This is a genomic window from Streptomyces sp. WP-1, from assembly GCF_030450125.1.
In the GTDB taxonomy this organism is placed as follows: domain Bacteria; phylum Actinomycetota; class Actinomycetes; order Streptomycetales; family Streptomycetaceae; genus Streptomyces; species Streptomyces incarnatus.
On the sequence record NZ_CP123923.1, the window covers coordinates 6,605,001 to 6,617,570 of the forward strand.

Consider the following 12,570-nt stretch of genomic DNA (forward strand, 5'->3'; position numbering starts at 1 on the left):
GTAGTCCATCCCGGGCGGTGGTTGTCCCGGGGTAAGGGTGTAGGACGGTGTGTAGGTAAATCCGCATGCCATGTGTCTGAGACCTGATGCCGAGCCGATTGTGGTGAAGTGGATGATCCTATGCTGTCGAGAAAAGCCTCTAGCGAGTTTCATGGCGGCCCGTACCCTAAACCGACTCAGGTGGTCAGGTAGAGAATACCGAGGCGTTCGGGTGAACTATGGTTAAGGAACTCGGCAAAATGCCCCCGTAACTTCGGGAGAAGGGGGGCCACACTCGGTGATGGGATTTACTCCTTGAGCTGGGGGTGGCCGCAGAGACCAGCGAGAAGCGACTGTTTACTAAAAACACAGGTCCGTGCGAAGCCGTAAGGCGATGTATACGGACTGACGCCTGCCCGGTGCTGGAACGTTAAGGGGACCGGTTAGCTCCATTTCGGTGGGGCGAAGCTGAGAACTTAAGCGCCAGTAAACGGCGGTGGTAACTATAACCATCCTAAGGTAGCGAAATTCCTTGTCGGGTAAGTTCCGACCTGCACGAATGGCGTAACGACTTCTCGACTGTCTCAACCATAGGCCCGGTGAAATTGCACTACGAGTAAAGATGCTCGTTTCGCGCAGCAGGACGGAAAGACCCCGGGACCTTTACTACAGTTTGATATTGGTGTTCGGTTCGGCTTGTGTAGGATAGCTGGGAGACTGTGAAGCTCATACGCCAGTGTGGGTGGAGTCGTCGTTGAAATACCAGTCTGGTCGTGCTGGATGTCTAACCTGGGTCCGTGATCCGGATCAGGGACAGTGTCTGATGGGTAGTTTAACTGGGGCGGTTGCCTCCTAAAGGGTAACGGAGGCGCCCAAAGGTTCCCTCAGCCTGGTTGGTAATCAGGTGTTGAGTGTAAGTGCACAAGGGAGCTTGACTGTGAGACCGACGGGTCGAGCAGGGACGAAAGTCGGGACTAGTGATCCGGCGGTGGCTTGTGGAAGCGCCGTCGCTCAACGGATAAAAGGTACCCCGGGGATAACAGGCTGATCTTCCCCAAGAGTCCATATCGACGGGATGGTTTGGCACCTCGATGTCGGCTCGTCGCATCCTGGGGCTGGAGTCGGTCCCAAGGGTTGGGCTGTTCGCCCATTAAAGCGGTACGCGAGCTGGGTTTAGAACGTCGTGAGACAGTTCGGTCCCTATCCGCTGTGCGCGTAGGAGTCTTGAGAAGGGCTGTCCCTAGTACGAGAGGACCGGGACGGACGAACCTCTGGTGTGCCAGTTGTTCTGCCAAGGGCATGGCTGGTTGGCTACGTTCGGGAGGGATAACCGCTGAAAGCATCTAAGCGGGAAGCCTGCTTCGAGATGAGGACTCCCACCCACTTGATGGGGTAAGGCTCCCAGTAGACGACTGGGTTGATAGGCCGGATCTGGAAGCCAGGTAACTGGTGGAGGTGACCGGTACTAATAGGCCGAGGGCTTGTCCTCAGTTGCTCGCGTCCACTGTGTTGGTTCTGAAACCACGAACAACCAAAGTGCCGGTTGATAGTTTCATAGTGTTTCGGTGGTTATAGCGTTAGGGAAACGCCCGGTTACATTCCGAACCCGGAAGCTAAGCCTTTCAGCGCCGATGGTACTGCAGGGGGGACCCTGTGGGAGAGTAGGACGCCGCCGAACTCCTTTTACAGCTCCGGCTCTTGGGCACCAGCCCGAGAGCCGGAGCTTTTTTGCGTTGGGGTAAAGTCAGGGTGCATCGTCGGCTCGTTTTCCCACAGGAGGCCCCCGGGTGGAGGTCCAGGAGACCCGTGTCCAGACAGACCGGGTCCTCACCATCCCCAACATCCTCAGCATGGCGCGGCTCGTCGGCGTCCCCCTGTTCCTGTGGCTGATCCTCAGGCCGGAGTTCGGGGGCCCCAAGAGCGACGGCTGGGCCCTGCTTGTGCTGGCCTTCAGCGGAGTCAGCGACTACCTGGACGGCAAGCTCGCCCGGCGCTGGAACCAGATCAGCAGCCTGGGCCGGCTCCTCGACCCGGCCGCCGACCGGCTCTACGTGCTCTCCACGCTGGTCGGCCTCACCTGGCGGGAGATCCTCCCGGTCTGGCTGACCGCCCTGCTGCTCGCCCGGGAGCTGATGCTCCTGGTCATGGTCGGCATCCTCCGCCGGCACGGCTACCCGCCGCCCCAGGTCAACTTCCTCGGGAAGGCGGCCACGTTCAACCTCATGTACGCCTTCCCGCTCCTGCTCCTCAGCGACGGCAGTGGTTGGATCGCGTCACTGGCCGCAGTTTTCGGATGGGCGTTCGCCGGATGGGGTACAACCCTCTATTGGTGGGCAGGAGTGCTCTACGTGGTGCAAGTCCGCCGATTGGTGCGTGCGGACGCCATGGCCGATTGAGCTCGGCGATTGTCCTGACGTAGCGCCTCAATGGCCCGCGGTGCAAAAGTGCGGGACAATCTGGACGGGTGAAGTCGGCTAGACCGTCGTCTCTCAGAGGAGGACGCTTCCGACATGAAGGCCGTAGTGATGGCCGGAGGTGAAGGCACCCGCCTTCGCCCCATGACCTCAAGCATGCCCAAGCCGCTCCTGCCCGTGGTGAACCGCCCGATCATGGAGCATGTGCTACGGCTGCTCAAAAGGCACGGGCTCACCGAGACCGTCGTCACCGTGCAGTTCCTTGCCTCGCTCGTCAAGAACTACTTCGGTGACGGCGAAGAGCTCGGTATGGAGCTCACCTACGCCAATGAGGAGAAGCCACTCGGTACCGCCGGAAGCGTCAAGAACGCCGAAGAGGCATTGAAGGACGATGCCTTCCTCGTCATCTCCGGTGACGCCCTGACCGACTTCGATCTCACGGAGCTGATCAATTTCCACAAGGAGAAGGGCGCGCTCGTCACGGTGTGTCTGACCCGCGTGCCCAACCCCCTGGAATTCGGCATCACCATCGTGGACGAGGAAGGCAAGGTCGAACGCTTCCTGGAGAAGCCGACCTGGGGACAGGTCTTCTCCGACACCGTCAACACGGGCATCTACGTGATGGAGCCCGAAGTCTTCAACTACGTGGAACCCGATGTCCCGGTCGACTGGTCCGGCGATGTCTTCCCGCAGCTGATGAAGGAGGGCAAGCCGATCTACGGCTTTGTCGCCGAGGGCTACTGGGAGGACGTCGGCACGCACGAGAGCTACGTCAAGGCCCAGGCCGACGTCCTGGAGGGCAAGGTCAACGTCGACATCGACGGATTCGAGATCTCCCCGGGCGTCTGGGTGGCCGAGGGTGCCGAAGTGCATCCCGACGCCGTTCTGCGCGGACCGCTCTACATCGGCGACTACGCCAAGGTCGAGTCCGGCGCGGAGATACGCGAGGACTCGGTGATCGGCTCGAACGTCGTCGTCAAGAGCGGTGCCTTCCTGCACAAGGCGGTCGTCCACGACAACGTCTATGTCGGCCAGCACAGCAATCTGCGCGGCTGCGTCGTCGGCAAGAACACCGACATCATGCGGGCCGCCCGGATCGAGGACGGCGCGGTCATCGGCGACGAATGCCTGATCGGCGAGGAATCGATCGTCCAGGGCAATGTGCGGGTCTACCCCTTCAAGACGATCGAGGCCGGCGCCTTCGTCAACACCTCGGTCATCTGGGAGTCCAGGGGCCAGGCGCAGCTCTTCGGCGCGCGCGGCGTCTCCGGCATCCTGAACGTGGAGATCACCCCCGAACTGGCCGTCCGCCTCGCCGGCGCGTACGCGACCACCCTCAAGAAGGGCTCCACGGTCACCACGGCCCGTGACCACTCCCGAGGCGCCCGTGCGCTCAAGCGCGCGGTCATCTCGGCGTTGCAGGCGAGCGCCATCGACGTACGCGACCTGGAGAACGTGCCGCTGCCCGTGGCCCGGCAGCAGACCGCGCGGGGCAGCGCCGGCGGCATCATGATCCGTACCACGCCCGGCGTCCCGGACTCGGTCGACATCATGTTCTTCGACGGACAGGGCGCCGACCTGTCCCAGGGCGGGCAGCGCAAGCTGGACCGGGTGTTCGCGCGCCAGGAGTACCGGCGGGCGTTCCCCGGCGAGATCGGCGACCTGTACTTCCCCTCCAGCGTCTTCGACTCGTACACCGGTTCGCTGCTGCGCAATGTCGACACCAGCGGGATCGCCGAGTCCGGCATGAAGGTCGTCGTGGACGCCTCCAACGGCAGCGCCGGCCTGGTGCTGCCCAGCCTGCTGGGCAAGCTCGGGGTGGACTCGCTGACCATCAACCCGGGTCTCGACGAATCCAGGCCCACCGAGACCGCCGAGATGCGGCGCAGCGGCCTGGTGCGGCTCGGCGAGATCGTCGCGTCCTCCGGCGCCGCGTTCGGCGTGCGCTTCGACCCCGTCGGCGAGCGGCTGTCGCTCGTGGACGAGAAGGGCCGGATCATCGAGGACGACCGGGCGCTGCTGGTGATGCTGGACCTGGTCGCAGCGGAGCGGCGCAGCGGCCGGGTGGCGCTGCCCGTCACCACGACCCGCATCGCCGAACAGGTGGCCGCGTACCACGGCACCCAGGTCGAGTGGACGACGACCTCGCCGGACGACCTCACTCGTGTGGGTGGTGCGGAGGGCACCATCTTCGGCGGTGACGGCAAGGGTGGCTTCATCGTCCCCGAGTTCGGCAGCGTGTTCGACGGTACGGCGGCGTTCGTCCGGTTGATCGGGCTCGTGGCGCGCACCCAGCTCACCCTGAGCCAGATCGACGCGCGGATCCCGCGGGCACACGTCCTCAAGCGGGACCTGGCGACGCCGTGGGCGGTCAAGGGTCTCGTGATGCGCCGGGTGGTGGAGGCGGCCGGGAACCGCTCGGTCGACACCACCGACGGCGTGCGGGTCGTGGAGTCCGACGGGCGCTGGGTGATGGTGCTGCCCGACCCGGCCGAGGCGGTCACCCATCTGTGGGCCGAGGGCCCCGACGACGCCTCCGCGCAGGCCCTGCTGGACGAGTGGTCGGGCATCGTGGACAGCGCCGGACGGTAGGCCGTACGACGGCTCGGCGGCGCCGCGCGCTGGTCAGGGCCGTAGAACCGCCGCACGCGTGCGTGCCGGACAGGTGCCCCCCGAGGGGGCCCGTCCGGCACGCCGGTGGGGCCATTCGGAGTATCGCGCGTGACATGCGACGATGTGCGGCATGCCGCAGCAACCCCCCGTTCGGAGCAGCGCCACGCGGCCGCGCCGCCTGGACGCCTCCATGTCGTTGATCACCAACGTCATGGACCACAGCCTCGACGACGGGTACGCCGAGGCCGCCGCCCGGAAGAAGTCCTGGGGCGAGGGCGGCCTGCCGAAGACCCTCAGGGCGAAACTGGGCCTCGCGGGCGGCCTCGTCCTCGCGGCCCTGGTCGTGACCGTCGGGGCGGCACAGGCGCGGGTGGCGGCGCCCGTGGTGGCCAAGGAGCGCCAGGAGCTGATCGACCGCGTCGACCAGGAGACCGCCGACGCGGACAAGCTCCAGGGCGGCGTGGACAAGCTGCGTGACGATGTCAGCGCGCGCCAGCGGGCCGCGCTGAGGTCGAGCGGCGGCAGCGCCGAGGCAGACCTGGTGGGCATGCTGTCGGGCGCCACCGAGGTGCACGGCCCGGGCGTCAAGCTCGTGGTGAACGACGCCAAGGAGGCCAGTACCGGCGGCGACGGCACCAACCCGCGGGAGACCGCGGGGTTCTCCGACACCGGCCGGGTGCGCGACCGTGACCTCCAGCGCGTGGTCAACGGGCTGTGGGCGTCCGGTGCCGAGGCCGTCTCCGTCAACGGGCAGCGGCTGACCGCCCTGTCGGCGATCAGGGCCGCCGGAGACGCCATCCTGGTCGACAACAGGCCGCTCGTGCCGCCGTACACCGTGCTGGCGGTGGGGGACGGGCCCCGGCTGAGCAGCGACTTCCAGAACAGCGGCGACGGGCTGTATCTGCACGCCCTGGAGCAGAACTACGGCATCCGCGCCACCATCTCCACCGAGCACGACCTCCGGCTGCCCGCCGCGCCGAGTGTGATCGTACGTACGGCGCGGCCGGTCCCCGACAGCGTCGACGCCAAGAACAGCAAGAACGACAAGAGCAGCAAGAACAGCAAGAACACCGAGAAGACGGAGAAGGGCACATCGTGATCGCCGTACTGGGCCTCGTCGTGGGAGTCGTGGCCGGCCTGTTGGTCCGGCCCGAGGTTCCGGCGGTCGTGGAGCCTTATCTGCCGATCGCCGTCGTGGCGGCGCTGGACGCCGTCTTCGGCGGTCTGCGGGCCATGCTGGACGGCATTTTCGACGACAAGGTCTTCGTCGTGTCGTTCCTGTCGAACGTGGTCGTGGCGGCCCTGATCGTGTTCCTGGGCGACAAGTTGGGCGTGGGCGCGCAGCTGTCCACGGGCGTCGTGGTCGTCCTCGGTATCCGCATCTTCTCCAACGCCGCGGCGATCCGGCGCCACGTCTTCCGGGCTTGAGGCGATGAGCGACAACCAGCACAACGACGGCCACCATCACCACCACCACGGTCACGCGCACGGCGAGCACGCGGCCCGGCCGGGCGACCGGCTGCGCAAGGAGCTGCCCGCCGAGGTGCCCACCCCCGGGCCCGAGGCGGGGCAGCGGCCGGTGCCCCGCCCCGACGACGCGTCGCTGACCGGCCGCCGGCGGCTCGTCAAGGGCCTGTGGCCGCCGCGTCTGACCCGGCCCCAACTCATCGTCGCCCTGCTCCTGTTCGGCCTCGGGTTCGGCCTGGCCGTCCAGGTGGCGTCCAACAGCGACACCGACAGCGCGCTGCGCGGCGCACGCCAAGAAGATCTTGTTCGCATCCTGGATGAACTGGATTCGCGTACTCAGCGTCTTGAGGACGAGAAGCAGGGACTCGAAAAGCAGCGGTCGGAGCTCCAGAGCAGCTCCGACCAGGCCGCGGAGGCACGCAGGCAGACCGCCGAGAAGGAACGGCAACTCGGCATCCTGGCGGGCACCGTGGCGGCTCAGGGTCCCGGCATCACCATGACGATCGAGGACACGAAGGGGACGGTCCAGTCGGACATGCTGCTCGACACCATCCAGGAGCTGCGCGCGGCCGGCGCGGAGGCGATCCAGGTCAACGGCGTGCGCGTGGTGGCCAACACCTACTTCGCGGACGCCGGCAAGAGCGTGAGCGTGGACGGGAACAAGATCAACGCCCCTTATCGTTTCAAGGTCATCGGCAAGCCGCAGGATCTCGAACCGGCGCTGAACATCCCGGGAGGCGTGGTGCAGACTCTGGAGAAGGAGCAGGCCACGGTCTCCGTCGCACAGTCGGGCAAGATCGTCGTGGACGCCTTGCGACAGGCGAAGCAGCCTGACTACGCTCGGTCGTCCTCCCAGTGAACCGGCGGTGCATGGGGGCGGTCCGGCAAGGGCATGAGGTTGCGGGGGGTCGGCGCACCGACGAGGTGACGCGTGGTGGAAACTGTCTGGTGGGCACGGACGTTGTGAGGGTGTCCGGGTCGGCCGGTGTCGGCAATCAGGGTTCGTCCTGCCCCACGGGCGGGTCTGTTTCGGTCAAGGGGAATCGCCCGTGAAGTTGTTTGCGAAGTGGTTCGGCAAGAGCGCGCGAGAGGGTGGCGACAACGCGACCGCTCGTCATCGCGCACAGCCTGACGCACAGGGTCAGCGGCCGCTGTTCCGGGACCAGGTGGCTGGTCCGGGCGGTGACATTTCGGGAGGCCAGGGCGCGCCGTCAGTTGACCCTGCCCAGTCCCGCGGCATAGGTTTCGGGCAACCGTCAACCTCAAGTACGGGTGGAGACTTTGCTCCCGGCCCGTACGCGTCCAATGCCCCGGCGGGGCAGCCGCGGCAGGAGGATCCGTCCATGTCGGCCCTGGTGTGTACGAGGTGCGGTAACCGCAACGCGGAGAACGCCCGCTTCTGTTCCAACTGCGGTGCGCCGCTGCGTCCCGGAGCCGTGCCCGAGCGCGCGTCCGAGACGACGTCCACGATCTCGATCTCCGGTCTGGAGGCCTACGACGCGGAGGCGACCGGGCAGACGCCGATGCCGCTGCTGTCGCCCGAGGCGCAGGCCGCGGTGGACGCGCTGCCGGCGGGCTCGGCCCTGCTGGTGGTGCGCCGGGGCCCGAACTCGGGCAGCCGCTTCCTGCTCGACGGCGACCTGACCACGGCCGGCCGTCATCCGCAGAGCGACATCTTCCTGGACGACGTGACCGTCTCGCGTCGCCATGTGGAGTTCCGCCGCTCCCCGGACGGTTCGTTCACCGTCGCCGACGTGGGCAGCCTGAACGGCACGTACGTCAACCGTGAGCCGATCGACCAGGTCGCCCTGCACAGCGGTGACGAGGTGCAGATCGGCAAGTACCGGCTGGTGTTCCACCCGAGCCGGCAGGGCATCTGACCCGCCCCCGGACACGTTCCGGGGGTAACCCAGGGAAGGTCCATGCTTCACACACCGAGCGGCGGTGCCGGAAGCGGTACCGCCGCCAGGGACAGCGGGTTGATGAGCATCGGCACGGTGCTGAACGCGCTGCGCGAGGAGTTCCCCGAAGTCACCATCTCCAAGATCCGTTTCCTGGAGGCGGAGGGGCTCATCGAGCCGCAGCGGACCCCCTCGGGGTACCGCAAGTTCAGCCCCGGTGACCTGGAGCGCCTCGGGCATGTCCTGAGGATGCAGCGGGACCACTATCTGCCGCTCAAGGTGATCCGCGAGCATCTGGACGCCATGGCGCGGGGCGAGGCCGTCCCGCTGCCCGTGGTCGGGCGCCAGCGCACCGGGGACGACGTCCTGGAGGTGCAGGAGGGGCCCACCGTGGCCCGGGTCGGCCGGTCCGAGCTGCTGGCCGCCGCGGACATCGGCGAGGCCGAGCTGGAGGAGTGGGAGTCGTACGGACTCCTGGTGCCGCTCGCCGACGGTACGTACGACGCGGAGGCGGTCACCGTGGCCGCTCTCGTGGCCGAACTGGGGCGCTTCGGGATCGAGCCCCGCCATCTGCGGGTGATGAAGGCGGCCGCCGACCGGGAGGCCGGGCTGGTCGAGCAGGTGGTGGCCCCGCTCAAGCGCCACCGCAACCCGCAGACCAGAGCGCTCGCCGAGGCCCGTACGAAGGAGCTGGCGGCGCTCACCATGAAGCTGCACGCGGCCCTCGTGAAGACCGCCCTCGGAGTGCGTCTTCCCTGATCCGGGGGCGGGCCGGCGGGGGCCGGATCGGACGGCCGCTCGGGGCCCGACTACCCAAACGTCCCGGGCACGGCCTAGGGTTGCTGTGTGAACGAGCTCGATGTCGTAGGTGTCCGGGTCGAAATGCCCTCCAACCAACCGATCGTGCTCCTGCGCGAAGTGGGAGGCGACCGTTACCTCCCCATCTGGATCGGGCCGGGGGAGGCGACGGCGATCGCCTTCGCCCAGCAGGGCATGGCCCCGGCCAGGCCGCTGACCCACGACCTGTTCAAGGACGTGCTGGAGGCCGTCGGCCAGGAGCTGACCGAAGTACGCATCACCGATCTGCGGGAAGGCGTCTTCTACGCGGAGCTGGTGTTCGCCAGCGGGGTCGAGGTCAGCGCCCGCCCCTCCGACGCCATAGCGCTGGCCCTGCGCACCGGCACGCCGATCTACGGCAGCGACACGGTGCTGGACGACGCGGGGATCGCCATCCCGGACGAGCAGGAGGACGAGGTGGAGAAGTTCCGCGAGTTCCTCGACCAGATCTCGCCCGAGGACTTCGGCACCAGCAGCCAGTGAGGCGGCGGTCGCGCACGAGCGGCTCATAGGGGCCCTGGCCTGCGCGGCCGGGGTTTCGGAGGGTCGGTCGGCGGCCGGACGCGGCCGGATCGCGGGGCAATTGCCACCGGCGATTGAGAGCGTCCTACCGGTTCCCGCGAGGGCATTCGGCTAGCCTTTCCCCGCGGTGGGACACGGGAAACCACTCCTTGGGTGATTATCACTCGGCGTGCCGAGTGTGGCGATCGTTGACGCACCCCTGGTGACTGCCTACCGTCGAGAAGGCAGGTCAAGGACGGAGGTCGGCGTGAGAACCAGCGGCGACGGTACGGCTGGGGGTGCTCCCGTGCGCGGTTACGGGGAGAGCGGTCCGTACCCGGTTCACAGCAGCGCGGTGGATCACGCTCCGCAGCGGCCGACGGCGGTGCCGGGCGGCGAAGGGGCGGCGGCCATGACGTCCGAGGAGATCGGCTACCGGGGGCCCACGGCCTGCGCGGCGGCCGGCATCACCTATCGACAGCTCGACTACTGGGCGCGCACGGGCCTGGTCGAGCCGAGTGTGCGGCCCGCGTACGGATCGGGCACCCAGCGGTTGTACAGCTTCCGGGACGTCGTCGTCCTGAAGATCGTCAAGCGGTTCCTGGACACCGGGGTCTCGCTCCAGAACATCCGCTCGGCCGTGCAGCACCTTCGGGAGCGCGGTTTCCGCGATCTGGAGCGCATGACACTGATGAGCGACGGCGCGACGGTGTACGAGTGCACCTCGCCCGACGAGGTGCACGCGCTTCTCCAGGGCGGCCAGGGCATCTTCGGGATCGCGGTCGGCGTGGTGTGGCGGGACGTGGAGAACGCCCTGTCCCAGCTGCACGGCGAGCGCATCGACACGGGCGAGACGCTGGTCGGGCACAACCCGGCCGACGAGCTGGCGCGGCGCCGCAACCGCGCGGTCTGAACCGCCGCTGACCCGACGGGCCGCCGGGCGCCGCCGGATTGTCAGTGCCGTGGTGCAGCATCGGAGATGTGAGAAACGCGCCCACGATCCTGCATCTCGACATGGATGCCTTCTACGCCTCGGTGGAGCAGGCATCCAAGCCGAGCCTGCGCGGGAAAGCGGTCGTGGTGGGCGGGCTCGGGCCGCGCGGGGTGGTGGCCACGGCGTCGTACGAGGCGCGGGCCTTCGGGGTGCACTCGGCGATGCCCATGGCCCAGGCGCGGCGGCTGGCGCCCCACGCGGCGTATCTGGTGCCGCGCTTCAGCCTGTACCGGGCGGTCAGCGAACAGGTCATGACACTGCTGCGGGCGCTGTCGCCGCTGGTGGAGCCGCTGAGCCTGGACGAGGCGTTCGTGGACCTGGCGGCCTCGGGCGCGGCGGAGGACGCGGATTCGGCGCGGCGCACGGGCGCCCGGCTGCGCACGGACATCCGTACGGTCACGGGGCTCACCGGGTCCGTCGGGCTCGCCGCGTCCAAGATGCTCGCGAAGATCGCCTCCGAGCAGGCCAAGCCGGACGGCCTGGTGCTGATCGAGCCGGGCACCGAGCGGGCCCTGCTGGGACCGCTGCCGGTGCGGACCCTGCCGGGAGTGGGCCCGGCCACCGGGGACCATCTGCGGCGCGCCGGGATCACGACGGTCGAGGAACTGGCCGAGGCGGGCGAGGACGAACTCGTCCGACTGCTCGGCAAGGCCCATGGACAGGCGCTGTACGCCATGGCCCTGGCGCGGGACGAGCGGCCGGTGGTGGCCGAGCGGGAGGCCAAGTCCGTGTCGGTCGAGGACACGTACGACGTGGACATCCATGACCGGCCGCGGATCGGCGTCGAGGTACGGCGGCTGGCGGACCGGTGTGTGCGGCGGCTGCGCGAGGCGGGGCTGTCCGGGCGGACGATCGTACTGAAGGTGCGGCGGTACGACTTCTCGACGCTGACCCGTTCCGAGACGCTGCGGGGGCCCACGGACGATCCGGCGGTCGTGCGGGAGGCCGCCGAGCGGTTGCTGGACTCCGTGGACACGACGGGCGGGGTGCGCCTGCTCGGTGTCGGCGTCTCCGGGCTCGCCGACTACACCCAGGAGGACCTGTTCGCCCAGGCGTCCTCGCAGACGGAACCGGTGCCGGAGGAGGCCGTGGCCGAGCCGGTCGTCGTGCCCCGGGAGCCGGTCCTGCCGCACTGGCGGGCCGGCCAGGACGTGCGGCACGCCGAGCACGGGCACGGGTGGGTGCAGGGGAGCGGGGTGGGCCGGGTGACAGTGCGTTTCGAGACACCGCAGTCGCCGCCGGGCCGGATACGCACCTTCCTCGTCACGGATCCCGCGCTGGAGCCCGCGGACCCCCTGCCCCTGGTCGTCCCGGCACCCGCCACCCCGTGTTCACCAGGACCGTGAACGGCTGCCTGTCCAGGCTCGCCCCGCCGCTCGACGGCAGCGCTCTCGTCGTCCAAGCTCCCTGGCCACCGGGGCTATGTCTCCTCCGAGCCCGCCAGCTTGCCGAAGTCGTGGTCCGGGGCGGCGTCCGGGGCCACGTCGAGGCCGTAGTGGTGGTAGAGCTGGAGTTCCTGTTCGGGGGAGAGATGGCGGCCCACGCCGAAGTCGGGGGCGTCCTTGATCAGGGAGCGGTCGAAGGGGACATGGAGGGTGCCGTCGACCAGCTCGCTCGGTTCCAGCGGGACGAACGCGTCGCGGGAGAAGAGGCCGGTGCGTATGGCCGCCCACTCGGGGATGCCGGTGGCGTCGTCCAGATACACCTCGTCGATCGTGCCGATCTTGGTGCCATTGCGGTCGAACGCCTTGCGGCCGATCAGGTTGCGCGGATCGATGTCGGTCTGCACGGCCCCTCTCCCTCCACTGGTCGCAACTCATCCGTAAGCACTACGAAAGAGCACATTCATCGCGGCGGCCACTTG

At 68.0% G+C, this 12,570-nt stretch carries 10 protein-coding genes, 2 rRNA genes and 1 pseudogene (1 of these 13 cut by a window edge); 12 read left to right on the top strand and 1 reads right to left on the bottom strand.

Going from position 1 to position 12,570, the window contains the following annotated elements; translation table 11 throughout:
* The 12 genes and pseudogenes from QHG49_RS29315 to QHG49_RS29370 all read left to right on the top strand — a co-directional run.
* Positions 1–1,468: ribosomal RNA gene (locus QHG49_RS29315) — 23S ribosomal RNA — on the top strand (it extends 1,652 nt beyond the left edge of the window).
* Positions 1,469–1,540: 72 nt separating this feature from the next.
* Positions 1,541–1,657 (top strand): 5S ribosomal RNA (rrf, locus tag QHG49_RS29320).
* A 109-nt stretch (positions 1,658–1,766) separates the two neighbouring features.
* The gene (locus QHG49_RS29325) at positions 1,767–2,375 is read left to right on the top strand and encodes a CDP-alcohol phosphatidyltransferase family protein (protein WP_046421542.1); all 609 of its coding nucleotides are present in this window, start codon (positions 1,767–1,769) and stop codon (positions 2,373–2,375) included.
* Positions 2,376–2,489: 114 nt separating this feature from the next.
* Entirely contained in the window at positions 2,490–4,985 is a 2,496-nt protein-coding gene (locus tag QHG49_RS29330; protein WP_145486231.1) for a mannose-1-phosphate guanyltransferase, read from the top strand.
* A gap of 211 nt (positions 4,986–5,196) precedes the next feature.
* Entirely contained in the window at positions 5,197–6,105 is a 909-nt protein-coding gene (locus QHG49_RS29335) for a DUF881 domain-containing protein (RefSeq protein WP_301492961.1), read from the top strand.
* Positions 6,102–6,434 carry a small basic family protein gene (locus QHG49_RS29340; RefSeq protein WP_003988855.1) on the top strand — a complete coding sequence of 111 codons (333 nt, stop codon included), beginning with the start codon at positions 6,102–6,104 and terminating at the stop codon, positions 6,432–6,434. Before QHG49_RS29335 ends, QHG49_RS29340 begins: the two co-directional genes overlap by 4 nt.
* A gap of 4 nt (positions 6,435–6,438) precedes the next feature.
* Complete coding sequence (locus QHG49_RS29345; RefSeq protein ID WP_301491843.1) at positions 6,439–7,332, top strand: DUF881 domain-containing protein; 894 nt, start codon at positions 6,439–6,441, stop codon at positions 7,330–7,332.
* 190 nt (positions 7,333–7,522) lie between these two features.
* Positions 7,523–8,353 carry an FHA domain-containing protein gene (locus QHG49_RS29350; protein WP_186337863.1) on the top strand — a complete coding sequence of 277 codons (831 nt, stop codon included), beginning with the start codon at positions 7,523–7,525 and terminating at the stop codon, positions 8,351–8,353.
* Between the two features lie 42 nt (positions 8,354–8,395).
* A complete protein-coding gene (locus tag QHG49_RS29355) occupies positions 8,396–9,133 on the top strand; it encodes a MerR family transcriptional regulator (RefSeq protein ID WP_159699452.1) in 738 nt (245 codons plus the stop codon).
* Positions 9,134–9,220: 87 nt separating this feature from the next.
* The gene (locus QHG49_RS29360) at positions 9,221–9,694 is read left to right on the top strand and encodes a bifunctional nuclease family protein (protein WP_026253112.1); all 474 of its coding nucleotides are present in this window, start codon (positions 9,221–9,223) and stop codon (positions 9,692–9,694) included.
* A 286-nt stretch (positions 9,695–9,980) separates the two neighbouring features.
* On the top strand, positions 9,981–10,625 hold the full coding sequence (locus QHG49_RS29365; RefSeq protein WP_145486226.1) for a MerR family transcriptional regulator: 645 nt from the start codon (positions 9,981–9,983) through the stop codon (positions 10,623–10,625).
* 68 nt (positions 10,626–10,693) lie between these two features.
* Positions 10,694–12,202 (top strand): annotated as a pseudogene (locus QHG49_RS29370) (DNA polymerase IV).
* Here the strand turns inward: QHG49_RS29370 and QHG49_RS29375 are convergent.
* On the bottom strand, positions 12,127–12,495 hold the full coding sequence (locus QHG49_RS29375) for a PRC-barrel domain-containing protein (RefSeq protein ID WP_145486224.1): 369 nt from the start codon (positions 12,493–12,495) through the stop codon (positions 12,127–12,129). The pseudogene QHG49_RS29370 and the gene QHG49_RS29375 overlap by 76 nt on opposite strands.
* Positions 12,496–12,570 lie beyond the last annotated feature (75 nt).

Bases quoted from the DNA above. Each gene is read 5' to 3' on its own strand.
- QHG49_RS29335 (WP_301492961.1), top strand. From the start codon at position 5,197: ATGTCGTTGATCACCAACGTCATGGACCACAGCCTCGACGACGGGTAC.
- QHG49_RS29345 (WP_301491843.1), top strand. From the start codon at position 6,439: ATGAGCGACAACCAGCACAACGACGGCCACCATCACCACCACCACGGT.
- QHG49_RS29330 (WP_145486231.1), top strand. From the start codon at position 2,490: ATGAAGGCCGTAGTGATGGCCGGAGGTGAAGGCACCCGCCTTCGCCCC.
- QHG49_RS29355 (WP_159699452.1), top strand. From the start codon at position 8,396: ATGCTTCACACACCGAGCGGCGGTGCCGGAAGCGGTACCGCCGCCAGG.